The following is a 22,605-nucleotide window of genomic DNA, read 5'->3' as shown; positions in this document are numbered from 1 at the left end:
GCGCATGAATCTTGACTCACCGTTACCATAGAACTACTTTACGTTACATCGATCAAGGCTTAGCTTACGGAGAGTCACAAGTTCGACGTTGCACGGTACGGAGGTCGTCGGTGCGGCATGACCTGGTGCGAAGCGCTTGTGGCGTGACCGTGGACGAGATCGTCTCGTCACTGCGCGGTCGCGCGGCAGAGCAGGCCGCACCACGCAATCCCTTGGCGTCCCTGGCCGCCTCTGGCCATCTCGGAATCGGTCATGTCCGGCGACTCCTGGCCGGGGAACGCGCCGTCCAGGACAACGAGATCGCCGCGTTCGCCACCCTGGTGGGACGATTCCCGCGCGACCCGGCCGTCGGCTTCTTCCTGAGCCTGGCTTCGGTGGTGAACGCCACCCGTCCGGCGTTGCTGCGGGCCGAGCGCGCTTTGGGGGAGTCCGGCCACGTGCCGGAGACCGACGTGCACGCGGCCGGCGCGCACGCCTTCAGCGGCTACCTGTGCTGGCTGGCGATGCGGGCGTCACTGTCGGGTGCGGCGCTCGCGCTCTACACCAACCTCCTGGCCTGGTGCGGTTCCTGTGGCCGACTGGCCGCCGCGCTGCGGAACCTGCCCGACGTCCCGCCGGAAGTCACCTCCTACCTCGCCTCCTACGAGGTGGCTCCGCCGGACCTGCTCGACACCGCCCTCGCGGTCGCCCGGCAGGGTGCCGCCGAGGGGGAATGCCCGCAGCGTGCGGAGCGGGAGGCCGGTTTGGTCCTCGGTTATCTGGACCTGTTCTGGCAGTCGGCGTCCGTGCACTCCTCATGATCAAAGAGGTTCCTGCCGTGTTGTCCTGGAACGTAACGCGCCGCCCGTACCCCGTGCAGTCGATCCCCGCCCTCTTCCTGCGGCAGGCCCGCGAACGGCCCGCGGCAGTGGCGATCCGCTCGGATCGCCACACCTGGACCTACCAGGAGTTGTCCGAACGTGCCGCCGGGATCGCGCAGGCGCTGCGCGCCGGCCGGGTCGGTCCGGGCGACCTGGTGGCGATCGTCATGGAGCGGTCGGCCGAGACGGTCGCCGCCGTGTTCGGCGTGCTGCTGACCGGCGCCGCCTACGTCCCGCTCGACCCCGACTATCCCGATGCCCGGCTGCACACGGTGCTGGAGCAGGCGGACGTGCGGCCGGTGCTGACCCGGCGGCATGTGCTTCCGCGTATCGGTGACCGCTGGGGCCTGGCGGCGGAGGACATACCGGCCGGCACCGTCCCGGTTCCGGAGCCGCCGGTGGGGCCCGGCGATCGGGCCTGCGTGCTCTACACCTCTGGCACGACCGGCACGCCCAAGGGGGTGGCCCTTGCGCACCGAGGTCCGATCCGTGTCGTCTGCGGCACCGACTACCTGCAGATCGTCCCCGATGACGTGGTGCTGGCCACCGCCAATCCGACCTTCGACATGTCCTACTGGGAGACCTTCGGCGCGCTGCTCAACGGCGCCCGGCTCGTGCTGCCCGCCAAGGAGACCCTGCTGTCGGCCCCCGACCTGGAGCGCCTCATCGTGGATGAGGGCGCGACGGTGATGTGGCTGACCGCAGGGCTGTTCCACCAGCACGTGAGTACTCACCCGCACCTGTTCGCGTCCCTGCGCTGCCTGGTGGCCGGCGGCGACGTGCTGCATCCGGCCGCGGTTCGCGCCATGCTCGACCGCGGCCGGCCGGGGTTGTTCATCAACGCCTACGGGCCGACCGAGAACTCGATGATCTCCACCGCGCACCCCGTGGAGCACCTGGCCCCTGACGCGCGGAGCGTGCCCATCGGCCGCCCGATCGCCAACTCCACCGCGTACGTGCTGCGCGCCGATCTCAGCCTCGCCGACCCCGGCGAGGAAGGGGAACTGTACGTCGGCGGCGACGGCGTGGCACTCGGCTACCACGGCGATCCAGAGCTCACCAGCGCCCGTTTCGTCCCCGACCCATTCTCCGATGACGCCGCAGCCCGGCTCTACCGCACCGGCGACATGGCGCGCCGGCGGCCGGACGGGGTCCTGGAGTTTCTCGGCCGCCGCGACCGCCAGGTCAAGCTGCGGGGATACCGGGTCGAGCTACGCGAGATCGAGGCCGCCATCGCCGCTCACCCGCTGGTCCGGGACGTGGCCGTCGCGCTCGACGAGCCCCGCCCCGGCGAGCGGAGTCTGGCCGCCTGGGTCATCGCCGAGCACCAGGACGGCCGCCGCGAATTGCCCGGGCTGCTGCGCCGGCACCTGGGCGACCACCTGCCGTTCTTCATGATCCCCGCCAGGATCGGCGTGGTGGACCGGTTCCCGCTCAACGCCAGCGGCAAGATCGACCACAACGCTCTGCCCACCCCCGCGGCGACCCCGGCAGGCCGGCCCCCGCGCGGAGCGGTCGAACGCACCGTAGCGGCCGTCTGGAGCGACATCCTGGGCGTGGACGCCATCGGCCGCGACGACGACTTCTTCGCCATCGGCGGCCAGTCCCTGCAGGCCACTCAGGTGGCCGCCGCCCTGCTGCGACGCCTGAACCTCGACCCTCGCCACGGCCGCCGGCTCATCGCCGGCCTGCTGTCCAACCCGACCCTGGCGAACTTCGCCCGCACCGCAGCGGGCCTGCCCGGCAGCGAGGACGGCCCCGCGCGCCCCCGCTTCACGGCCGACGCGCGGCTGGGCCCGCTGGACCTGACGCCGCGAGCCGCCGGCCGTCCGCCGCGCGAGGTCCTGCTGACCGGAGGCAGCGGTTTCCTGGGCGTCTTCCTCGTCGACCGGCTGGTCCGCGTCGGCGTCAAGCGGGTCCACTGCCTGGTGCGCGCCGCCGACGCAGGTGCGGCCACCCGCCGGCTGCGGGCCAGGATGAGCCGGTACGGCCTGGACTGGCAGGCGGTGGCGGGCCGGGTCCGCCCGATCCCCGGTGATCTGGCGCGCCCGCGGCTGGGCCTGGGCAAGGAGTTCGACCGGCTCGCCGAGGACGTGGACACGATCGTGCACAACGGCAGCCACGTCAACTTCGCCTACCCCTACCAGGCCCTGCGCGCCGCCAACGTCGAAGGCACCCGCGAGGTGATCGCGCTGGCCGTCACCGGCAGGCTAAAGACCCTCCACTACGTCTCCTCGATGGCGGTCATCGCCGGCTTCGGCACCGCCGGCGTGCGTCACGTCACCGAGGACACCCCGCTGGCTCACGTCGAACGCCTCTCCCTCGGCTACCCCGAGACCAAATGGGTCGCCGAGCAACTGGTCCGGCAGGCCGGCGAGCAGGGTCTGCCGGTGGCCGTGCACCGCCCGTACGAGATCACCGGCACCCGCGACACCGGCCTGTGGAACACCGACACCCTGATGTGCGCCCTGTTCCGCACCATCGCCCACACCGGCCTGGCCCCCGACATCGGCTGGCCGCTGGACTTCGTGCCGGTCGACTTCACCGCCGACGCCCTCACCCACATCGTCCTGCGCGGCAGCGCCGACGGCCGCGTCCACCACATCACCAACCCGCGCCCCGCCCTGCTGCCCCTGCTGGCCGAACGGCTGCGCGCCCGCGGCTACGCCATCACCGAACTCCCCTACGACCGGTGGGTCCACCGGATGTCCGAACTCACCTGCGCCGATCCCGGCGAGCCGATTGCCCCCTACCTGCCGCTGTTCGTCGAAGCAGCCACCGCCACCGACATCTCGGTCAAGGAGATGTACTTCGCCGACACCTTCCCCACCTTCGACCGCACCAACTTCGAGGCCGCCATCGCCGGCGCAGGACTGCACTGCCCACCCGTCAACGACGACCTCATCGACCTCTACCTCGACGCCTTCACCCGTACCGGATTCCTGCGACCTCCCGCGCCCCTGACAACCGCGCGGCACTGACCCCGGGAGCATCATGCACATCGCCGTCGTCGGAGCGGGCATGGCCGGGCTCAGCACCGCCTGGCTCCTCGACCCCGACCACCGGATCACCCTCTTCGAAACCGAACCCCGCCTCGGCGGCAACATCCACACCGTCACCCTCCCCACCGACGACGGCCCGGTCACAGTGGACCTCGGCGCCCAGCACCTCGCGCTCGGCGGCTACCCCCTGCTCACCCGCCTGTTGGAGATCCTGGACCTCAGCCCCAGGCGGACGGTCCCGGTACCGCTGTCCACCACGATCACGTCCGCCGCCCGGCAGACGCCGTCGCTGGTCACCCCGCACTCTCCCGAGCCCGGCTGGCCGCGCACCGCCGTGCTCGGTGACGCATGGGAATCGGTGGGCACCCTCGTCGCCCGCGCCGCCGAATGGCAGGACCAGGACATCTCCTGGGAACAACCCCTGGCGGAACTCGTCGAGCCGCTGCCGGTCCCCCGCTCGCACAAGGACGAACTCCTCTATCCCTGGCTCGCCTCGTTCGTCGGCTGCGACACCGCACAGGTCCGGGAGATGTCCGCGCGTGCGGCGGTCGCCTTCCTCCTGCTGGTGCCGCCGGACGGCCCGGAGCACGCCCCGGTCTGGCACAACCTCAGACACGGGCTGAACGAAGTCTGCGACGCGCTCGCCCGGGACCTGCGTCACACCGCCGTACGCCTGGGTATCGGCATCCGCACGATCCACAAGGACGACGACGGACGACTGCGGCTCACCGACACCCGTGGCGAGACCCACCACGCCGACCAGGTCGTCCTGGCCACGCCGCCCGACCTCGCCGCCGCCATCCTCGCGCCCGTCAACGGCCTCGACACCGTACGCACCGCCCTGCGCGCCTTCGACTACATGGGCGTCACCATCGCCGTCCATGCCGACCCGGCCTACATGCCGGCCGAACGCCACCACTGGTCCACCAACACCATCACCGTCCACGACCACTGGGCCGAGACAAGCACCTGGTACGGCCCCATCCACGGCACTGACCTGTTCAAAAGCTGGATCACCCACCGCGAGCCACCCCTCCGCATCCTGGCCCAGCACGCCTTCCGGCAACTCCGCCTCACCCCGGCAGCCGTACGAGCCCGCCGCACCCTCACCCAAGCCCACGGAACCGCCGGAATCTACTTCGCCGGCCACTACCTCACCGGCGTCGAAAGCCAGGAAGCCGCACTGACCAGCGCAGCCAGCACCTGCTCCACGCTGGCCCCCGACAGCCCACGCCTCCAAAGGCTCCTCGGGCCCGCCCAAGTAACCGCGCAGATGAACTCCACGCGTGGCATGGCCCACCCTTTGGCGAGGTGAAACCGCTTCACTGCGGCAACCCCGGGCGGGCTATTGACCACGTAACCCCACCCACCGAGGAGGCCGGCGTGCGCTCCAAGACCGGCACAGAGGCTTGGACGGCCGACTGCGCCAACTCCTACACCGCCAGGGGAAAGTGGGGCACCGAGCCCAAGGTCGGGCCCTGGTCTTCTACGACTGGTCGGGCGGCAAGAGCCGCTCCGGCATCGATCACGTCGGCATCGTCGAGAAGGTCAACGCCAACGGCACGATCGTGACCATCGAGGGCAACCACGGCAACAAGGTGGCCCGCGTTCCCCGGTCGAGCAGCATCGTCGGCTACGGCTACTGGGCCTGACCCGCCGTGGCCCTCAGAAGCGAGGTCCCATGGAGAACAACGAGCTGCGCATGAAACCCGCACCGACCCCTTACCGGCGGATGGGCTGGTGGCTGTATATCCCGCCCTCACAGTAGAGGGTCTGTCCACCGTCATTGGAATTGAAGTGCCCGCCCCAGGTCATGCACCCCTGGATGGTGACATCCGCTTAAGCAGGTGAGGCGATGCCGATGGCGAGGAATGCTGCTCCGGCGGCAGTGGCGGCGCCACGGGGGAACGGTCGTGCCAAACGGCGGGCATGCTCACACTGGCCGCCGGCCGGGACGGCTCCCTTCTCGAACCCGTCGAAGTGGGCGTCGGCGCGTTCACCGTCGTGCGATGGTAGCCGTGCGATGTACGGCTGGCGTCAAGGAAGGACCTTGCCGCAGGGCGCACCAGAGAGATCCGTTCCCGTCGCGTCGGCAGGGCCGCGGTCGCCGTGCCGTCCCCGGTACTGCATGCGCAGGTGCAACCGGGTCGTGCCGTCACCGTCGTCGAGACTGATTTGATCGCACAGCCGGCGCATCAGCCAGAGCCCGACACCGCGCCAGGTGATCGGGTCCGGGGCTGCGTTGAGGTGACGCGTGGTCAACACGCCGACGGCATCCACCACCTCCAGGCTCACCCCCTCGGCGTCGCACCACGCGATCAGCGTGCTGCCACCGCCTTCCCCGCCGTACTGCAGCACATGGGTGGCGGCCTCGCTGGCGGCGACCACCAGATCGGCCAGCCGCTCGTCGGTCAGGCGCGTAGCCGTGCCGAAGGCTCGCACGCACTCACGCAGCGAGGCGAGATCCTCAGTGATCAGCCATTCGAGCCGCAAACCCGAGCCCACGCCGATCGCCACCTTCCGCGAAAGCCAAGCAGCCCAAAGGGGAACAAACCCGGCCCTGTACTGCCCTGCCGGCCCTTCGACACACCTATCGGGCCAGGGACGTGCGGCAAGCCGACGAAACGACGTGACCAGCGCCAGAGCCGGCGGCACCAGGATTTCCATGCCGCTCTCAGGCCCCCGAAACCCTCCCGCGAACCGCACCCGCACCCTGATCACTAACGCCCTTTACCGCCGCCCTTGCCCGGCGAGCGAAGCTTGTGCCCGTGTTTGGCCTTGCCCTTCTCGCTGGTGATCTTCTTGGTTTGGCCCGGCGGCACGGATTCCGCCGCGGCGGTGCGGGCGGGTGGTCCGGCTTGGTGCCGGCTGGCCGGCGTGCCGCGGCTGATGGCCGCGGGTCGCGCCTGCAAGAGGGCGGTCAATGGCGGCGGGGCCGTAGTGGTGGGGGTGGGCGTGGGTGTGGGGGGGGGGTGGGGATGGCGGCGGGCGCGCCGGCAGGCTGGCTGTGCCAGGAGGTGGCCACCAGCATGGCGGCGGCCAAGACGGTCACCGCCGCTGCCGGCCGCAGGCGCGTGGTCCACCGCCGACGCCCGGCCGGAACAGCGGCCAGCCGCCTCCGGGAGTGAGCCTCGCGGCCGGGAGACGACGTGAGGTTCCCCGCGGGATTGAAGCCGACGGGGTGGCATGGCGACGGTGACCGGGCGGGCCCGGCCGCCACCGGCGCGGGCGCCGCCGCCATGGCGCCGGTGACCGGCATCTGATCGAGGGACCGGGTGCTGATGCGGTGCAGGTGCCGGCGAGCGTCGTCGATGCTGGTGCGGCGGTCGGGGTCCTTGTCCAGCAGGCCGGTGAGGAGGGGCGCCAGCGGGCCGGCGAGGTGGAACGGGGCCGGTTCGGCGGTGAGGACGGCGCTGAGGGTGGCCAGGGGACTGCCTTGCTCGAAGGGGCAGTGGCCCTCGATCGCGGTGTACAGCGTGACGCCCAGCGACCACAGGTCGCCGGGCGGGCTCGGCGCCGCGCCGCGGGCGCGTTCGGGGGAAATGTAGGCGGGAGTGCCGACCACGATGCCCGTCTGGGTGAGGCCCGTCTGAGTGAGGCCCGGTTGCTGCAGGCTGGTGGCCAGGCCGAAATCGGTCAGTACCGCATGGTCGCCGTCCAGCAGGATGTTGGCGGGCTTGACGTCGCGGTGCACGATGCCGGCGGCGTGCGCCTCCTGCAGCGCCTCCAGCACCTGCAGGCCGATCTTGGCCACCGCGGCGGGCGGCAGCGGTCCCCGCTCGGCCAGCACGTCGGCCAGGGTGGGGGCACGAACCAGCTGCAGCACGATCCATGGCCGTTCGTCGGCCACGACCACGTCGTAGACGGTGGCGATGTGCGGATGGGACAGCTGGGCGGCCAGGCGGGCCTCGCTCAGCGTGCGGCGCAGCAGCGCCTCGCGTTCGGGCTGCGGCCGCTGGTCCAAGGTGACCTCCTTGACCGCGACCGGCCGATCCAGCAGCTCATCGTGGCCGCGCCAGACCCTGCCCATGCCGCCCCGGCCAAGCTCGGCCTGCAGTCGATAGCGGCCGGTCAGCAACCAACCCCGATATCCCTCCGCATCGGACATAGCGCGCGCCCTACCCGATCAACGCCTGCCCATGCGCCCCCGCGCGGGGCCAATCGGCCACAGCGGCCGCCACGACCCCGAGGATAGAGCGAGCGGCCGCGGCACTCGGCGCTGTCTTCAGCAGGTGGCCGGCCAGGTCGCGGTAACGGTCGCGGTGACGGTCGAGCGGTCTGTCACGGACGTCGTGCCGACCGGAGCACGAGCCCCTGCCGTCGGAGCAAGCGCCCCCTGCCGTTCAGCGGTGCGCGCGTCCGTGGGCCTTGCCCCGCGCGGCCGGCCCAGGGCCGACGCCTCTGCCCCGGCCTGGCTTGGCGGTGGTCCTCCCGGTCTGCTTGCCCGGTTGATCTGCCTGCTCGGGGCCGGAAGCGGGCGGCAGAGCTGGGCTGCCGGCCGGGGAGGGGCGGCCGCCGGAGGCACGCTCGTGCGTGACCGGATAGGTGTGCATCAGTGCGGTAGAGCCGGGCGTCGGCAGGACGGGGGTGAGATCGGTCTGAGGACGATGCGCCCGGGGACCGGCGAGGTCGCCACCGCCGTCGGGCCAGGAAGTCGTGCCCAGCACACTGACGATCAAAGCCGCCAGGGCGGCCGCCTGCCGCCAGCGCGGAATCATGATCGGCCCCCGATTCGGCCCGGCACCTGGTACCGGCGCCAAGACCGCCCGGCGGCCGGGCGGGCGCAGCGCACCGGTGGTGCCGGAAGCGGCGGGCAGGCGATCATCGGTGCGGGCCAGGCCGGCGAGCGCGAGAGCGGCCTGTCGCGGCCGCCGCTCGTGCAACACGAGGACGCGCGCCAGCTGCCGGCGGGCGGTCTTGGCGCCGGTACGACGTGCCGGGTCCTTCTGCAGCAGCCCGGTGAGGACCGCAGCCAGCGGCCCGGCCCGCTGGTAGGGGGCCGGGTCGGCGGTGAGCACCGCGGCCAGGGCGGCCAGCGCGCTGCTGTGCGGGAAGGGGTCACGGCCCTCGACCGCCGTGTACAAGGTGGCGCCCAGCGACCACAGATCCGCCCGCGCGGTGGCCGGGTCGCCGCGCAGGCGCTCGGGGGCGATGTAGGCGGGCGTGCCGACCACCATGCCGCTCTGGGTCAGGTGTGCCTGCCCATCCAAGGTGGTGGCCAGCCCGAAGTCGGTCAGCAGGGCGTGCGGGCGGCCGGGGTGTGGCTCCTGGCCGGTGCGCAGGATCAGGATGTTGGCGGGCTTGACGTCGCGGTGCACGATGCCGTCGGCGTGCGCGGCGCACAACGCCTGCAGCACCTGCAGCCCGATGCGGGCGGCCTCGGGCGCGGGCAGCGGCCCCTGCTCGGCGATCACCTCGGCCAGGCTGCGAGCGGGCACCAGCTGCAGCACAATCCACGGCCGCTCGTCGGCCACCACCACGTCATGGACGGCGGCGATGTGCGGGTGACTCAGCCGGGCGGCCAGCCGCGCCTCGCGCATCGTGCGCCTGAGCAGGTCCTCGCGCTCAGGCCCCAGCCGCGGGGGCAGGGCGATCTCCTTGACCGCGACCCGACGGTCCAGCAGCTCATCGTGCGCCCGCCAGACCCGTCCCGTGCCGCCCCGGCCAAGCTCGGCCAGCAACCGGTAACGTCCGGCCAGTAACCATCCCTCGCAGCGCGCAACCGACATGCCGCCAGGCTTACCCGATCACCTTTCGGGCATGCCACGCCACGACACCGGCTTGGTAACGACGAGCCTCACACGCGTGTCAAACCCTGGAACGCCAGCGGCGCGTTGACTGGCGGCTTGACCCGCACCCTTTACACGGCGTGCTTGCCATGCTCCGCACGGTGCGCGCATCATGCAGGGATGAGCAAAATAGGATCTTGGCTACGAAAGTGGTGGCGAGGCGGCGACGGGTCTTCACGGAACGAAACGTCGCACGGGCCGCTGGAGATGTTCGCCGTGCAGGTGCTGTACCAGCAGTACGGGCAGGACATCTACGCGCGCGCGGCAGTCGATGCGGCCTTCAGTACGGCGGTCACCGACCTCGCCGCGGAGATACGGGAGGACCTGAAGAACGCGGGGCCGCGGATGGCCAAGCTGCTCACCGACAAGACGGCCCTAACCTACTACCTGCTGGGCCACTCCCACGCCGTCCTGGCCGGCCTGCTCGAGGCCGCAGTCCGGCCAGACGCTTCGACGCCCGCCGCGGTCGACCCCGACTTCGCGGCCGTACGCCTAGGCGCCATGTTCCACCTGGCCTTCGACGGCGGCCTGCTGCAGCTGCCCGCCCAGGGAGACGCTCCCCGCTCGGCGAGGTGATGGACATGATCGATCCCAGCCGCCGACCGCACCAGCAGCCCATCACAGGTTGGTGGCGACGCCTGCGTTCAGGGCTGGGGAGGGCGGTCCGGGAGCATATAGGTGGGCATGGGCGTGATGGCGATTCCCGGCCCGTTGAACCGCTCCGCCCCCATGTCGACGTCGCCCTGGGCCTCATCATCGGGATCCGGGTCGCCGGCGGCGGCCTGCGCCTACCGCTCCGCCGCTAGCCTGGGCGGCGTGGTGTGAAAGGGATCAATCACGGCCCCGGGGTGGCGGAGGCGTGGGCGAGTGCTGAGAGGGTCTGGCGGCCGACGATCGCCGGTGCCTGATGGACGAGTTCGTCGTTGTGGATGGCCTCGACCATGAACAAGGCGAAGTCGATGCGGCGGGTGCGGTTGCTCTGGAGGGTGGGGTCGCCGACGTGCCGGCTCCATACGGGCAGGCCCTGGCTGTCGCCTTCCTCCAGATCACTGCCGCGAACGACGGTCCATCGTGTGCCGCTGGCGAACACCCGCCGGCAGGCTTCCACCTGGTCGTCGAGGTCGGCGAAGCGAACCAGCCGCGCGAGCGGGCCGGCGACTCTGACCAGTGCCTTGATCTTCCACGAGTACACATCCCGGCCGTCGAGCGTGATGTGCCAGCCGCAGGAGAACACCAGACGTGCCCCGTGCTGGGCGTGGTCGAGCACCGCCTGGGCGGTTCCCGCCGCGTACCCGTGGACCCCGCGCGGGACCAGCACGGTTAGCACGGCATCGCAGCCGTCGACGGCTCTTTGATGACGTCGCGATCGTCGGTCGCGCCGGGGTGGAGGGTGATGCGTCCCTGGAACCGGTCGAGTTTGGGCACGCTTGTCTCCCGGCAGACGCCGGCCACCTCGTAACCGCGGTCCAGTGCGTGCTGCACCATGTACTGCCCGAGCTTCCCCGAAGCCCCGACGATGCAGACCTTCTGCCGGGCAGGGCCACTGGCGCCTTGGTCTTGTCCTGTTTCCATGTCTTTGCTTCCCGTCTTGTCTCGTGAATCGCCGCGGCCGGCAGCCGGGGCGGTGGCGTTGCGGCAGGCGTTGAGGGTTTCGGCGAGCGTCTCGTCGAGGGAGCTGCCTTCACCCCGAATCTGGCTGTGGCCTTGCCGGTCTCGCTGCGCCGCGTGGGTTCGCCGTTGATCGCCATGTCGGTGGCATTTCGTGGTCGGCTCGTCAGGCCGACGGACCTGTTCTTGAAGGGGTCTGCTCTCCTCGGATGGCGTTGGCCCGCGCCGGTTGAGACGGCTGAGGCAGGGTGAAGCCCTTGGCGAACAGCCAGATGGGCAGGACCAGGACTTCGAACAACCCGCCCGGCGCCAGCAGGAGCATGCCGGCTCCCGCGTCCATGTCCAGGACGCCGAGCAGGTCCAGCGGCACTCCCAGCAGCAGCAGGGCGTAGCCGATGAGCCCGAGGGCCGCGATCGGCTGCGGGACGATGCGGGAGGCGAACAGCAGGTAGGTGAACACCAGGCCGCCGATGGCCGTGGGGATGTACACCCACAACATCGTGTTGGGGACGGCATGCAGCTGCGTGAGCAGGTAGATGCTGCAGGTGACGGAGACCGCGAACTCGATGACCCGCATGACGGGATACCACAGGGCCAGTTTCTGGTTGAAGCCCTTCAGGATTCGGTACATGAGCAGGCCGATGGCCACCACGGCCAGGCCTGAGCAGATCATGAGCGCGACGCCGGTCGTCAGCGCTGTTTTGTCGGGGTTGCCGTCGATGAAGGCCTGGGTGAGGGTGGTGCCGATCATGGCGGAGACCATCTGGAAGATGAACAGGGCTCCTACCGTGACCGCGATTGTCCGGGGTGTCATGACTGGGCCGTCCTTTCTAGGGGAAGTTCGGCATGCTCGCCCACCTCTGGCCTCGTGGTCAGCCGGCGGCCGCTGATGAACAGCCAGAAGATCAGCACTACTTCACCGGCGAAGGTGAACAGCGCGATGTCGAGCGAATAGCCCGGGACCAGCACCAGGCCGAGCCCGTCGGAGAGGTATCCGAGCCCGGCGATCACCAGCAGGATGCCGATCACACGCGGCATGAATCCGGACCGATACGCCAGATGGCCGATCAGCAGCAGGTGGACGGAGAAGAAGACGAGGCCGATATGCCAGATCGTGGTGAACGCTTCCGTCGCGCGGAGGACCTGTGCGGGGTCGTCGAGCAGATCGAGCGCGATCACGAGCTGGGCGGCCGCCGCCAGCAGAACGGCCGCGTAGGCGATTCTGAACCACGCGGCCATCGCCGAAAGGCTTCGATGCACGGGCTCGAACAGGGTGAGCAGCGCGCCGGCCACGACGACGTCGAGGACGGCCACCAGGACGAAGGCGGCGACGCCCCAGCGGAACAGCGTTTCGGATCCGGTGATGTCTCGGGCCGTCTGGGCCGCGTCCCCCGGCGTGATGAGAGCGTCGATGGCGACGAAGTTGGCGAAGACGGCCAGGACGGTCATCAGCAGCAGGGCGATGCCCGCGATCAGGCTGGCCGTGCGCATCGACCAGCCGGTGTGGCTCACGCCCGGCGCGGATGTGGGGTGAAAGATGGTCTTCACGGCTCTCCCTGCTCGTCAGGATCTTGGAGCACAACCTCGGGCGAGGCGGTCAAGGGGTCTCGGCTATCCGGACGGCCCGTCCCAGCGCATGCCGGGGCGTCGTCCTGGCGGTGGTTTGCGGGTCAGCGCGCCTGGTGTGACCGTTGCGGCGGTGAGGGGGGAGGGCTTGAATCCCTTGACGACCAGCCAGAGGCCGAGCGATCCTTCCCACAGGAATATCGGAACGGCCGACATGGCGGACAGCACCGAGACCTGGGGGTAGAGGCCGAACAGCACGGCGGTCGCGGACAGGAGGAGCAGGGGCGCTCCGATGAGGCCCAGCGCGGGAATGACCCGTGGCACGAGCCGGGTCCGGTACAGCAGGTAGCCCAGCAACAAGGCGTTCACGGCCGGGATGAAGCCGGGCCCGAGCAGGAACGTCCAGTTGTGGATCGCGACGAGCGCGTTGCCGGTGGTGACGAGCGAGTCCGGGTCGGCTCCGGCGGTGGCGGCCTGCCGGAGGGTGACGATGGCCAGGAGGCTGATGATGCCGGCGACGATGATGGCGGCTTCCAGGACGCGAGCGGCGACGAAGCCGAGCGCGGCGGCCTCGTTGTGCCGTTTGACCACCGGATACAGCACGACTGCGGTGCCGATGCAGGCGAAGGCGCAGATCATTTCCAGGAAGCCGCCCCAGAGCACGCCGGTGTCCGGGCCGGGCCCGACGATGTAGTTCGGGTCGTTCAGCACCGGGCTGTAGAGGACGAGCGCGGGGATCGAGGTGACGATGGTGACCAGGTAGAGCGCTCCCGCGACGAGCGCGGTCTTCCTCATCGCGTCCATCGGGCCTCGTTCGGTCGCCAAGATGTGCATCTTGATCGCCATGTCGATGTCCCTTTCGTGGCCGGCCGGTCAGCCAGACGGCCGACCGGGAATCGAGGCGTTCTTGTGGCGGGTTCAGCACGTCCGGAGGCGGTGACGGCAGCCAGGCGATTTTGCTCACCCCGCGGGGCAGCGACCCGGGCATGGGACCGGCCGCTGGGGGACCCGCCGGCGTCGCCGGACTTGCTGACCTGCTGGATCACACCACCATCGAGAAACGGCGGTCCAGGCCGGTGAGGTGCAGCAGCCGGGCCACGCGCGGCGGAAGGCCGGTCAGGGCCAGCGTGATGCCCCGTGCCCGGGCACGGCCTTGCATGCCGATCAGCACGCCCAGCCCGCCGACATCGCAGAAGGTGACCTGAGACAGGTCCAGGACGAGTAGGCCGGTGCTGTGGCCGAGAGTGTTGATCAGGCGTTGCCGCAGCCGCGCTGTGGTGAAGATGTCGATGTCCCCGGACAGGTGCACGAGAGTCGGTGCCGAGGCCAAGGCCGAGGTCGAGGCCGTCGCTTCGCCGAGCGGGGCGGCGTCGAGGACGGTCATGGACGGTTCCCTCACTGGAGAAGCTGAAATGCGGTGAGATGCCTGCCGGCCGGAGATCGGCCCGCCGCCAGAACGGGCGGTACCTGAACCGCTCGATCCGCCCGGCAGGCGGCACGTGGGTGATTTCACGCCGGTGCTGAGGTTGGGTTGCCTGAGGCGGCCGCCTCCTGCGCGACGACCGATCCGCCCTCGTTCTCCCAGCAGGCCGGGCTGTCGGCGGGCCCCGCACAGAAGGTGGGGCGAAATGCCGGATCGGGTGGCAGGCTCGCCAGGGTGAGGATGCCGGCGGTGGTCAGGCCGGCGGTGTCCTGGGCGGTGAGCTTGAGCGTGGCCTCGGCCGCCTCGGCCGCGGTGCCGGGCGGGATGACCAGCAAGACGATCGGTTCGCCGGCGGCGAAGATGAAGGTGATCACGCGCGGGTCGGCGTGGCGGAACCAGCCGACGCGGACCTGCCGGCCACGTGCCGGGATGCGGCGTGGGATGCGCTGCCAGGCGTCCTGGTGCACGCCTATCCGCAGCGTGGTACGGCCCAGCCGCTGGTCGACGGCGGCGATGAGAGAGGGCAGCTCGGCGGCCGCGTCACGGGAGCGGGGCCACCAGGCCCCGTCCACCACGGCCCGGCGATCCAGCACCGGGTGGAGCGTGAGCCGTAGCACGAAATCAACCGGGGGGATCGCGGTTGAGACCGGGCTGAGCGGTGCGGGCTGGGTAAGAAGTGTCGGCGTCATGCTCGCCTGACCGATCCGGGCACCTTGCGAAGGGGGCCGGTGGTGGTTCGCCGGGGGCGACGCAGACCTGAATGCCGACGCTCGAAAAGTCCTCGGTATTTCCACACTACCCCACGACTTCCGGAATTGGGCAATTCCGGAAGTACACTGCAGGAGTGACTTCCGGAAACACCAGCCGGTCGCGAACCGTCGCGCTCCCCGGCCCGTACGCGGCGATCCTCACCGACTACGCCAGCGCATTGGAGCGCTCGCCGCTGGCCGACTCCAGCAAGACCAAGTACCGCTCCAGGCTGCGCGGCTACCTGGCCTGGCTCGCCAACCAGGCCGACGCCGGCGCAACGGACGGCGACCCGCTCGCCGACCCCATCGCCGCCACCGGCGCGGTACGCGACTTCCGCCGCCACCTGAAAAACGGCCGCCGCGCCCCCAACACCATCGACACCTACCTGTCGGCCATCGACGACTTCTACGCCCGCCGCGGCCTCGGCAAACCCCAGGCCCGGCGTGAACGCGACGCCCGCCGCACCGCACCCCGCGCCCTCGGCGAGCGGCGGACCCGCCGCTACATCCGCCACGTCCAGCTCACCGCCGGCCCCCGCGACAAGGCTCTGGCCCTGCTGCCCTACTACGCCGGCCTGTGCATCTCCGAAGTCGTCGGCCTCGACCTGGCCGACGTCCGCCTCTCAGCCGGCAAGGGCGAACTGCGCATCCACGGCAAAGGCCGCTACGGCGGCAAGATCCGCCTGCTACCCATCCACGCAGACCTGCGCCAAGCCCTCACCGACTGGCTGCAGGCCCGCGCCGACTGGAAGGGCGCCGACAGCACCGCGGTGTTCCTCAACCACCGCGGCGGCCGCCTCAGCGACCGCGCCGCCCGCGACATCATCACCGGCCTCGGCGACGCCATCGGCCTCAATGACGACCCCACCGAACCCTTCAGCCCACACGTCCTGCGCCACACCTTCGCCACCCAGCTCATCCGCGACGGCAAAGACCCCATCCTGGTCGCCGAACTCCTCGGCCACGGCTCGCTGGACACCACTCGCCGCTACGCCCTGCCCACCGAAGCCGACAAGGCCGCCGCGCTGGACGCCCTCATCACCGACCATTGACCACCCCAGGCTCCTGTGCGTTGGAACGGAATTCGGCGTTTATCACGTCCGGGCCGCGCTGCACTCCGGCGACACGCTGAAGTTCTGGAAGTCCGACCGGTGGGGCCGCTCAGCCACACACGTGCTGATGTGAAATAACCCCAGAGTTCGTTGAGCAGTTCAGCATGGCAGCCATTGCCGCAGGACCTGCGGCTTACCTTCTGGGATCCCTGATCCTTTCGAGATTGATGAGACTTCAGAGATTCTGAAGGTCTATCGTCCTCGTTGTTCGTCTTGCACAGATGGCGAAGACGAGGAGGCCGGACTTGGCGCTGGCTGTGGTGAAGGATCTTCGCGTGGCCCCGGCCAGCGTCGAGGACCTGGAGGCGCTGGAGACCGATGTGCTGGCCGGGTTCGTGCTGGCCCGGGCGGCGGCGGGGCTGCCGAAACTCGTCGACACGCCCCGCCCCGGATCTCGGGCGGTGTCGAAGTGATCGGCATTCGGTGTCGTGCGGCACGGGCACAGCCAGCCAGGTCCCTCGCCGCCGCATGGGACGACAGCGTCTTCACCGTGACCAAGTTCGACCGGTTCGCCCGCAACATAGCCGAGGCCGACGAGATCCTCACCAGCCTGCCCAGCGCTCCGTCCTCCGGGCATATCAGCCGCTACCGACACCTTGTCTGGCGTCGCCCCACACCGATCGACAAGACCATCGAGATCGAACCCTTCCAGCCCGCAAGGCGGAGTGCTACGCCGCCTCGGCCAGGGTGGTGAAGTCGATCTCGGGCAGGTCGGGGTCGAAGTCGTCGGGGCGCAGTCGCAGCACGTCGGTGGCGTACAGGCCGAACCGGCTGATGTGCGCGGTCAGGGAGGGCGACAGCTGCGCGCCGAGCGCCAGACTGAGGGTCCCTGGAAGCCGGCAGGCGGCCGCCGGGTAACAGGCGTAGCCCGACATCAGGTGTGCTTCGAGCCACAGGCAGGCGGTCCGGTCGAATGGTCGACGAGGGAATGCTGCCGGTCTGGGCGCTCATCGTAGAAGCCGCCCGGCGACGGCACGCACCCATGGCGGCCCAGGACGTGTGTACAGCGTGCGCGATCTCGGTCCGGGTGGGCGGCGTGGGTCTGTCGGTGCTCCTCGGTAATCTCGGTCGCTGACTCGAGCCCCTGTGCGCGATGGGTGAACTGGCCCAACAGCTGCTGGAGGCCGAATTGACCAGCGGCGATGGGCCGTGCACCGAGGCGGCCGGGACACGCCTGCCGGTGCTGACGGCTGATCTGCGGCAGGCGGATCAGCAGGCGCGCTGGCCGTTGCTGACCGCGATGCCCCACGTGGCCCGGGTGCGGGCAGTCTTCGCCTTCCCGATGCTGACCGGCTCGCTGGTGGCCGGTTCGCTGGTGGCCGGTTCGCCGGCCGACTCGGTTGCCGTCGGGGTGCTGGTGTTATGCCCAGTCGGTCCGCGAACCTTGGGCCCGGCCGAACAGCGGCGGGCGCAGCTGTTTACGGATGCAGCTCTTACGCTGCTGCTCGGTCTCTTGACCTACGACGGCTACGGCGACGGCGCTGTGCTGCCGTTCGACGCGCTGACGCTGACCGCGCACATCCACCAGGCCAGCGGCGTCGTCGCCGTTCAACTCGGCTGCTCACCTGATCAAGCACTGCTGCGGCTGCGCGCCTACGCCTTCGCCGGCAACGAGCCACTATCGCAGGTCGCCGGCCAGGTACTGGCTCACACCCTGCGATTCTCCCGCGACCGACCGGCATGACAGGTCGGGTTCCCGGGAGGGGATACGGCTGTCAGTTTGAGCCGGCGTCCGCCGACCCGACGCTACGCGGCGGCCTGGGCACCGCGCACGGCCGCGCGGCGATCGTGCTGAGGAAGCCGAACCCGTCCACCTCGATCACGCCGTCCGGGCCCTGCAGGCTCCACTCCCCGTCCTCCCGCCACAGGCGCAGGTCACTGTCGTCCCAGTCCCGCCCCGCGGGCCCCAGGACAGCCAGGCCGTCCAGGACGTCTTGCCGGATGTCCTGGACGTCTGCGGGGACGTCCTCGCCGTCCTGGGTGCCGGCCGCGCGGTCGCGGGCGGCCTGCAGGAGGTGGGCGCCGCGGCGCTGGGCGGCGCGGCGATCGCCGACCCGCAGCACGGGTGCCAGCGCCTCCCAGATGACGCCGGCGTAGCGAGCGGCGGCGATCAGGTCAGGCTCGACGTCGGTCAGCCAGTCACGCAGATCGGCCAGCAGGGTCAGCGCGGCCAGGGCCTCATCGCCGGAGGGCCGGGGACTGGGGGCAGAGCAGTACGGGCTGGTCAGTTGTGGACATTGGTGATCTTCCTGCGTCGTGCGTGGCGTTCCCGGAGGGCACGAAGTGCGTGTTCGGACTCTCTTCGCTCAGGGAGTGGCGGGCGTCGTACGGGGCGGTCAGGTCGTAGGCGGGCCGCATGCCACGTCCCCTTCAGGTTCGCCGGGTGCGTCATCGAGATGACGACGCATCTGTCATCGCCACGATGACAGATGCCGCCGCTCGGGAGCCGTACCGATGCTGTCCGCCAGCCGGGGTTGCAGGGCGGTGCATGCCTCGGCCCGGGTGGCGGCGTGGTCGAAGCGCTCCAGCAGCCGGGTGCGGCGCAGGATGCGCTGCAGCCGGCCGGTGACGCCGACCAGGACGATCGTGGCGTCCAGGCAGGTGGAGCGGCGGTGCAGCGCGTGCGCGAACACCGCGACCGCGTGGTAGTCGCACCGGCGGACCTGGCCGAGGTCGAGGATCAGGCGTGGTCCGGGTGTCCTGGTCCACACCGCGTCGACGTAGGCGGTCATCACCGGGGTGCTGACCCGATCGAGTGTGCCGGAGACGGTCAGGGCCGTGCAGTGGCCGTGGTCGCTGATCGTGAGGTTCAGGTTGTAGCCGTGCTCGGTGTCGTTCACCGCGTCTCACCTCTCCCGCCCTCGCGTGACCTGCCCTTTCCCCCGTATCGCGGCGCTCATGCCCTGTCGCGCGTCTGCGCAGGTGGGGCGCGGGCCGGAAGGCTGCCGCGCCCGGAGCTGAAAATGTGTATTGGCGATGGTAGACATTCGCGAGTGTGGGCAGTATGGTTTCTGACATCGCAAGAAACGGATCCTCCGGGCAGCGAAAGTAGTTCCTGGCATCACGACGAACTGCCCGCAGCAAGATGAAGTCAGAGGTTGACGGCAGAAGGTCGGACGTGACGGGCCAGCGCAGTAGTTAGGGGTCCTGATCGTGGACGCGCTGCCGAAGGTGAAGTTGGCAAGTGGTCCGGAAGAGAAAGATGAAGGGAGTGTTGACGCCATCGGGATCGCCCGTTGCCGGCTGAAGTTTCGCCGCTCGGGTACCGCAGTTCCACAGATAGGAAGGTGGTCTACGGTCACGCATCCGCGATCCGCGCATCATCGCCGTTCCGTACGGCGGATGCGGTAAACAGTAAGCCGGCCAGGTGGCCGGTAGATGGTGTTGAACTCTTCGGGGCCCCGGCGCAACAGGCGCCGGGGCCCCCTGTACGCGTTGACGGGAAAGGAATGTATGGATCAACGTCGCTCGGCTGCCGAGGGTGACACGCTCGCCCACGACAGGATTACGGAAACAACGGCCGGACCCACGGCCGATGACCGGTTCGACGATGAGGACTACCCCGCCTACAGCATGGGCGCGGCCGCCGAGATGCTCGGTGTGACCCCGACGTTCCTGCGGGCTCTGGGCGCCGCCCATCTGATCGAGCCGAAACGCTCCGGCGGCGGGCATCGCCGCTACTCCCGCTACCAGCTGCGCCTGGCCGCACGTGCCCGGGAACTCGTCGATCAGGGCACCCCGGTGGAAGCCGCCTGCCGGATCATCATCCTGGAAGACCAGCTCGCCGAGGCGCTGCGCATCAACGCCCAATACGAGCAGCGCGAGCGCGGGCGCGAGCGCCCGACCGGAAGCTAGCGGCCGGCCTCGTATCCTGCGGCCTGGTCTCCGACCGCGCTGACCAGGCCACACCGCATCCCGCCAACAGCTGTTCCGCCCGCCACCCGACCGCGGAGCGGCCCAGGGGGCGGGTTCCTACGGCACCTCAGCTTCGCCGGTTGTCTGCGGCGGGGCTGCTGAGCGGGGCGATGCCTGCAGGACCTGGATGGCCTCCTGCACCGACGACTCCACCTGGAACAGGGCCCGCAGGCCGGTGATCGTCAAGATGCGCTCCAACCGGGCCTGGATGCGCGACAACACCAGGCTGCTGCGCTGGTCCCGGCCTTGGCGCAGCAGCAGCATCAGCACGCCGACGCTGGCGGAGCCGCAGAACGTCACCCCGCTGAGATCCACCACCAGCCCGGCCACCGGTGTCGTCTCCCAGATGTCTTTCACCTGCCGGTGCAGCACAGCGGCGGAGGCATCATCGAGTTCACCGGCCGCGCGCGACGATGACGTCGCCGTTCGGCCCGATCGACGCGGTGAACCGCTCGGCGGCACCGTCGTCATCGACATTCATAGACGATCATCCCTGAGGTCCTCACCCAGCAGCGGGCACCTCCAAGCTGCCCTGATAGCTGGCCGAAACACCGCGATCACGGCAATACTGGCGCCGACATTGACGGAGCTTCACTGCACGTGAGACCTCGCCCGGGCCCGTCGGGCGGCCAGACGGTGGCTCAACGTTCGGGGGGACCTGACCATCAGGAGGCTCTTGGCGGAAGTTCTGAACGGGTCCGGTGCCTCAGAGTTGTTCCGTCGCGCATTGCTCGTCTCCAGGCCCCCGTGCACAGGCGGTCGTCCGTCGTCCGGTATAACCGACCAAGAAGCCTCATCTGGAAAATGACCATCCACTCCGTTTCACGGCGGCGACGACCTCTGGAGAGCAGCACCGTGGAGAGGCCCGAGAGCTTCCCCGATTACCGGCGAAGCTGGGCGGTGATCACCTTCAAGGGCGCGCTGGACCCGGCGACGGTGACCGACTTGCAGCACGAAGTGCACCAGGTGCTGCAGGAGGAGGGGCCGCGGCTGATCCTGGAAGTGAGCCGGCTGGACGGCCTTGATCCCGCAGGCGTCAGCGTTCTGGCCGACCTGTCACGCCGGATCCGGGCTCGCGGGGGCCGGATGGCGTTGGCCTGCACGCAAGAGCCCGTCCGGCACGTCCTTGGCCAGGACGAGGCGGCCGGCCTGATTCCGGTGTATCCCTCGGTGGCCGACGCCGTGCTCGGCCTTGACCGCCTGGACCAGAACGAGGCTGACGAAGGGCCAGAGAACGATCTTGATGGCTGACCACCAGCCGCGGTTGAGCTGGTCCACCTCCTGCTCGCCTGCGACCAAGCGCTCCGCCCACGCTCCTGCGCCGCCCGGCGGCGTTGCCGGGCGACGTCATCACGCGGCCGGGCGGCCCGATCACGCCCCCCGCCCCACGATCATGTCGCGGGCGTGCCGTCGCAGCGTTGCGCGACTCCTGCCTGAGGAACTGTCAGGTTCTCCTTCGTCAGCACTCACTCCTCAGCAGGCGGATGGTGGCGGTGGCGAGTGCTGCCGGTGGAGGAGACCGCGGAGGCACCGTCCGCGCTGCCGGCCGCGTGCCGGGTGCGGACTTCCGGCCGGTGGCCGGGCCTGGGCGCCGGCGTGGTGCCGAGGAGTGACAGTGCCGCGGCCACGCTGGCATGCAGGGGCACGGTGGGTTCACCACGTTCGGCCGTCCGCGCGATCAGCCGCCGAAGGGCGGGCGGGGCCGCGGCGATGGCCAGGTGGCCGCCCGCGGCCTGCAAGGCGCGGTAGGTGGAAGTGAGCTGGTCGAGTCCGCTGGGGTCGCACAGGCGCAGGTCCTGCGCCGCGATGATGACCTGTCTCACCGCGCTCTGGGGCAGAGGATCGAGGAGGGCGGCCAGCGTGGGAGTGGTCGTCGCATCCAGTTCGCCGGTCAGGATGATCACCAGCGTGGTGTCCCCGACGGGGACCAGACGTATCGCGAGTTGCATCATCGTGGGCTCCCCACGCCGGTGAGAGCGCAGGCCGGCGCGGCGCGACGAAGGAGCGGACAGCCGCCGGCGAGCGGCGCTGAGAGCACCTGTTCGGGCGGGACCGGCACGGCACGCACGGCGGACGTGGCAGAGGCCGACTGGCGATGACCTAACATGGGAACACACATTCCCCGGGGACAGGAGCTGCCCCCGTCTCTGTGGCGGCTGGCGCTGTCACTCATGTCCGGCAACCGGACCGCTCAGCCCACAGGCGGGGTGTTCTCGAACGGTCAGCGGGAGGCGCACCTCGTTACGTGCCCGCTTGCCGAAACGGCGGCACCTAATTGCCGCTGCCCGAGCCAGATCAACAAACACGTGATTCACGTACGGCTTATCCCTCACCGTAGCCCTGGCCGGAAGCAGCGGAAAGGGGGAACATCCCAACGGCTCGCATGCCGACCGGCGGGGCACCGCGCTGACCTGTCCTGCCGCGCTTCAGGAAAGCCTTCTTCCGTGAAGTAATCTGGCCGCATGCCGTCCTCCACCCCCAGCTCGGCCCCGCCCGGCCCAGGCCCGGATCGCGGCGAAATCACTTCACGAAAGGTGGTCGGGCTTCCTGACCACCTCGATCCGGCCGACGACAGCCTGTC

General features: G+C 70.0%; 26 protein-coding genes. 11 read left to right on the top strand and 15 right to left on the bottom strand.

Annotated elements, in window-relative coordinates; translation table 11 throughout:
* The first annotated feature begins 143 nt into the window (after positions 1–143).
* The 4 genes from ACBJ59_RS04835 to ACBJ59_RS04820 all read left to right on the top strand — a co-directional run bounded on the left by ACBJ59_RS04835 (position 144) and on the right by ACBJ59_RS04820 (position 5,514).
* Positions 144–800, top strand: a complete 657-nt coding sequence (locus tag ACBJ59_RS04835) for a hypothetical protein (protein ID WP_375108959.1) — start codon at positions 144–146, stop codon at positions 798–800.
* A 20-nt stretch (positions 801–820) separates the two neighbouring features.
* Positions 821–3,841 (top strand): amino acid adenylation domain-containing protein, encoded by a 3,021-nt coding sequence (locus ACBJ59_RS04830; RefSeq protein WP_375108958.1) that lies wholly within the window; start codon positions 821–823, stop codon positions 3,839–3,841.
* A gap of 13 nt (positions 3,842–3,854) precedes the next feature.
* On the top strand, positions 3,855–5,177 hold the full coding sequence (locus ACBJ59_RS04825) for an FAD-dependent oxidoreductase (protein ID WP_375108957.1): 1,323 nt from the start codon (positions 3,855–3,857) through the stop codon (positions 5,175–5,177).
* 136 nt (positions 5,178–5,313) lie between these two features.
* The gene (locus tag ACBJ59_RS04820) at positions 5,314–5,514 is read left to right on the top strand and encodes a CHAP domain-containing protein (protein ID WP_375108956.1); all 201 of its coding nucleotides are present in this window, start codon (positions 5,314–5,316) and stop codon (positions 5,512–5,514) included.
* A gap of 385 nt (positions 5,515–5,899) precedes the next feature.
* Here the strand turns inward: ACBJ59_RS04820 and ACBJ59_RS04815 are convergent, their stop codons facing one another.
* The 3 genes from ACBJ59_RS04815 to ACBJ59_RS04805 all read right to left on the bottom strand — a co-directional run bounded on the left by ACBJ59_RS04815 (position 5,900) and on the right by ACBJ59_RS04805 (position 9,591).
* Positions 5,900–6,529 (bottom strand): ATP-binding protein, encoded by a 630-nt coding sequence (locus ACBJ59_RS04815; RefSeq protein WP_375108955.1) that lies wholly within the window; start codon positions 6,527–6,529, stop codon positions 5,900–5,902.
* A 253-nt stretch (positions 6,530–6,782) separates the two neighbouring features.
* Positions 6,783–7,970 (bottom strand): serine/threonine-protein kinase, encoded by a 1,188-nt coding sequence (locus tag ACBJ59_RS04810; RefSeq protein WP_375108954.1) that lies wholly within the window; start codon positions 7,968–7,970, stop codon positions 6,783–6,785.
* Between the two features lie 235 nt (positions 7,971–8,205).
* Positions 8,206–9,591, bottom strand: a complete 1,386-nt coding sequence (locus ACBJ59_RS04805) for a serine/threonine-protein kinase (RefSeq protein ID WP_375108953.1) — start codon at positions 9,589–9,591, stop codon at positions 8,206–8,208.
* Between the two features lie 267 nt (positions 9,592–9,858).
* Here ACBJ59_RS04805 and ACBJ59_RS04800 point away from each other — a divergent pair, with 267 nt between their 5' ends.
* Entirely contained in the window at positions 9,859–10,227 is a 369-nt protein-coding gene (locus tag ACBJ59_RS04800; RefSeq protein ID WP_375108952.1) for a DUF6401 family natural product biosynthesis protein, read from the top strand.
* Positions 10,228–10,486: 259 nt separating this feature from the next.
* Here the strand turns inward: ACBJ59_RS04800 and ACBJ59_RS04795 are convergent, their stop codons facing one another.
* The 7 genes from ACBJ59_RS04795 to ACBJ59_RS04765 form a co-directional block, all read right to left on the bottom strand.
* Complete coding sequence (locus ACBJ59_RS04795; RefSeq protein WP_375108951.1) at positions 10,487–10,969, bottom strand: hypothetical protein; 483 nt, start codon at positions 10,967–10,969, stop codon at positions 10,487–10,489.
* A gap of 2 nt (positions 10,970–10,971) precedes the next feature.
* A complete protein-coding gene (locus tag ACBJ59_RS04790) occupies positions 10,972–11,223 on the bottom strand; it encodes an NmrA family NAD(P)-binding protein (protein WP_375108950.1) in 252 nt (83 codons plus the stop codon).
* 202 nt (positions 11,224–11,425) lie between these two features.
* A complete protein-coding gene (locus ACBJ59_RS04785; protein ID WP_375108949.1) occupies positions 11,426–12,073 on the bottom strand; it encodes a DUF4386 domain-containing protein in 648 nt (215 codons plus the stop codon).
* Positions 12,070–12,807: a DUF4386 domain-containing protein gene (locus ACBJ59_RS04780; RefSeq protein WP_375108948.1), complete on the bottom strand. Its 738-nt coding sequence runs from the start codon at positions 12,805–12,807 to the stop codon at positions 12,070–12,072. Before ACBJ59_RS04780 ends, ACBJ59_RS04785 begins: the two co-directional genes overlap by 4 nt.
* 63 nt (positions 12,808–12,870) lie before the next feature.
* Positions 12,871–13,671 (bottom strand): DUF4386 domain-containing protein, encoded by an 801-nt coding sequence (locus ACBJ59_RS04775; RefSeq protein WP_375108947.1) that lies wholly within the window; start codon positions 13,669–13,671, stop codon positions 12,871–12,873.
* Positions 13,672–13,867: 196 nt separating this feature from the next.
* The gene (locus ACBJ59_RS04770) at positions 13,868–14,209 is read right to left on the bottom strand and encodes an STAS domain-containing protein (protein ID WP_375108946.1); all 342 of its coding nucleotides are present in this window, start codon (positions 14,207–14,209) and stop codon (positions 13,868–13,870) included.
* A gap of 125 nt (positions 14,210–14,334) precedes the next feature.
* Positions 14,335–14,937 (bottom strand): DUF5994 family protein, encoded by a 603-nt coding sequence (locus ACBJ59_RS04765; protein ID WP_375108945.1) that lies wholly within the window; start codon positions 14,935–14,937, stop codon positions 14,335–14,337.
* 155 nt (positions 14,938–15,092) lie between these two features.
* Between ACBJ59_RS04765 and ACBJ59_RS04760 the strand changes: the two genes are divergently transcribed.
* The 3 genes from ACBJ59_RS04760 to ACBJ59_RS04750 all read left to right on the top strand — a co-directional run bounded on the left by ACBJ59_RS04760 (position 15,093) and on the right by ACBJ59_RS04750 (position 16,803).
* A complete protein-coding gene (locus tag ACBJ59_RS04760) occupies positions 15,093–16,049 on the top strand; it encodes a tyrosine-type recombinase/integrase (protein ID WP_375108944.1) in 957 nt (318 codons plus the stop codon).
* A 305-nt stretch (positions 16,050–16,354) separates the two neighbouring features.
* Entirely contained in the window at positions 16,355–16,522 is a 168-nt protein-coding gene (locus tag ACBJ59_RS04755) for a hypothetical protein (RefSeq protein WP_375108943.1), read from the top strand.
* Positions 16,523–16,599: 77 nt separating this feature from the next.
* Positions 16,600–16,803, top strand: a complete 204-nt coding sequence (locus ACBJ59_RS04750) for a hypothetical protein (protein WP_375108942.1) — start codon at positions 16,600–16,602, stop codon at positions 16,801–16,803.
* On the opposite strand, the gene ACBJ59_RS04745 is transcribed toward ACBJ59_RS04750, so the two are convergent.
* Entirely contained in the window at positions 16,778–16,984 is a 207-nt protein-coding gene (locus ACBJ59_RS04745; RefSeq protein WP_375108941.1) for a hypothetical protein, read from the bottom strand. The genes ACBJ59_RS04750 and ACBJ59_RS04745 overlap by 26 nt on opposite strands.
* Before the next feature lie 218 nt (positions 16,985–17,202).
* Between ACBJ59_RS04745 and ACBJ59_RS04740 the strand changes: the two genes are divergently transcribed.
* The gene (locus ACBJ59_RS04740) at positions 17,203–17,793 is read left to right on the top strand and encodes an ANTAR domain-containing protein (protein ID WP_375108940.1); all 591 of its coding nucleotides are present in this window, start codon (positions 17,203–17,205) and stop codon (positions 17,791–17,793) included.
* Between the two features lie 31 nt (positions 17,794–17,824).
* Here the strand turns inward: ACBJ59_RS04740 and ACBJ59_RS04735 are convergent, their stop codons facing one another.
* Together ACBJ59_RS04735 and ACBJ59_RS04730 are read right to left on the bottom strand one after the other, a co-directional pair.
* On the bottom strand, positions 17,825–18,172 hold the full coding sequence (locus ACBJ59_RS04735) for a hypothetical protein (RefSeq protein WP_375108939.1): 348 nt from the start codon (positions 18,170–18,172) through the stop codon (positions 17,825–17,827).
* Between the two features lie 348 nt (positions 18,173–18,520).
* Positions 18,521–18,949, bottom strand: a complete 429-nt coding sequence (locus ACBJ59_RS04730) for an STAS domain-containing protein (protein ID WP_375108938.1) — start codon at positions 18,947–18,949, stop codon at positions 18,521–18,523.
* A gap of 733 nt (positions 18,950–19,682) precedes the next feature.
* Here ACBJ59_RS04730 and ACBJ59_RS04725 point away from each other — a divergent pair.
* Positions 19,683–19,964, top strand: coding sequence for a MerR family transcriptional regulator (locus ACBJ59_RS04725; protein ID WP_375109516.1), 282 nt, complete (start codon positions 19,683–19,685; stop codon positions 19,962–19,964).
* 117 nt (positions 19,965–20,081) lie between these two features.
* On the opposite strand, the gene ACBJ59_RS04720 is transcribed toward ACBJ59_RS04725, so the two are convergent.
* The gene (locus ACBJ59_RS04720; protein WP_375108937.1) at positions 20,082–20,501 is read right to left on the bottom strand and encodes an STAS domain-containing protein; all 420 of its coding nucleotides are present in this window, start codon (positions 20,499–20,501) and stop codon (positions 20,082–20,084) included.
* A 327-nt stretch (positions 20,502–20,828) separates the two neighbouring features.
* On the opposite strand from ACBJ59_RS04720, the gene ACBJ59_RS04715 reads away from it, so the two are divergent.
* Entirely contained in the window at positions 20,829–21,275 is a 447-nt protein-coding gene (locus ACBJ59_RS04715) for an STAS domain-containing protein (RefSeq protein WP_375108936.1), read from the top strand.
* A gap of 215 nt (positions 21,276–21,490) precedes the next feature.
* On the opposite strand, the gene ACBJ59_RS04710 is transcribed toward ACBJ59_RS04715, so the two are convergent.
* A complete protein-coding gene (locus tag ACBJ59_RS04710) occupies positions 21,491–21,976 on the bottom strand; it encodes an STAS domain-containing protein (RefSeq protein ID WP_375108935.1) in 486 nt (161 codons plus the stop codon).
* Between the last annotated feature and the right edge of the window lie 629 nt (positions 21,977–22,605).

Source organism: Nonomuraea sp. MTCD27 (genome assembly GCF_041950495.1).
Taxonomy (GTDB): domain Bacteria; phylum Actinomycetota; class Actinomycetes; order Streptosporangiales; family Streptosporangiaceae; genus Nonomuraea.
This window is presented reverse-complemented; position numbering and strand designations above follow the sequence as displayed.

Coding starts and splice junctions, on each gene's coding strand:
- ACBJ59_RS04825 (WP_375108957.1), top strand. CDS start 3,855: ATGCACATCGCCGTCGTCGGAGCGGGCATGGCCGGGCTCAGCACCGCC.
- ACBJ59_RS04725 (WP_375109516.1), top strand. CDS start 19,683: ATGGGCGCGGCCGCCGAGATGCTCGGTGTGACCCCGACGTTCCTGCGG.
- ACBJ59_RS04720 (WP_375108937.1), bottom strand. CDS start 20,501: ATGTCGATGACGACGGTGCCGCCGAGCGGTTCACCGCGTCGATCGGGC.
- ACBJ59_RS04745 (WP_375108941.1), bottom strand. CDS start 16,984: ATGTCGGGCTACGCCTGTTACCCGGCGGCCGCCTGCCGGCTTCCAGGG.
- ACBJ59_RS04775 (WP_375108947.1), bottom strand. CDS start 13,671: ATGGCGATCAAGATGCACATCTTGGCGACCGAACGAGGCCCGATGGAC.
- ACBJ59_RS04785 (WP_375108949.1), bottom strand. CDS start 12,073: ATGACACCCCGGACAATCGCGGTCACGGTAGGAGCCCTGTTCATCTTC.
- ACBJ59_RS04740 (WP_375108940.1), top strand. CDS start 17,203: ATGGGTGAACTGGCCCAACAGCTGCTGGAGGCCGAATTGACCAGCGGC.
- ACBJ59_RS04815 (WP_375108955.1), bottom strand. CDS start 6,529: ATGGAAATCCTGGTGCCGCCGGCTCTGGCGCTGGTCACGTCGTTTCGT.
- ACBJ59_RS04770 (WP_375108946.1), bottom strand. CDS start 14,209: ATGACCGTCCTCGACGCCGCCCCGCTCGGCGAAGCGACGGCCTCGACC.
- ACBJ59_RS04765 (WP_375108945.1), bottom strand. CDS start 14,937: ATGACGCCGACACTTCTTACCCAGCCCGCACCGCTCAGCCCGGTCTCA.
- ACBJ59_RS04805 (WP_375108953.1), bottom strand. CDS start 9,591: ATGTCGGTTGCGCGCTGCGAGGGATGGTTACTGGCCGGACGTTACCGG.
- ACBJ59_RS04790 (WP_375108950.1), bottom strand. CDS start 11,223: ATGGAAACAGGACAAGACCAAGGCGCCAGTGGCCCTGCCCGGCAGAAG.
- ACBJ59_RS04710 (WP_375108935.1), bottom strand. CDS start 21,976: ATGATGCAACTCGCGATACGTCTGGTCCCCGTCGGGGACACCACGCTG.
- ACBJ59_RS04715 (WP_375108936.1), top strand. CDS start 20,829: ATGACCATCCACTCCGTTTCACGGCGGCGACGACCTCTGGAGAGCAGC.
- ACBJ59_RS04810 (WP_375108954.1), bottom strand. CDS start 7,970: ATGTCCGATGCGGAGGGATATCGGGGTTGGTTGCTGACCGGCCGCTAT.
- ACBJ59_RS04800 (WP_375108952.1), top strand. CDS start 9,859: ATGTTCGCCGTGCAGGTGCTGTACCAGCAGTACGGGCAGGACATCTAC.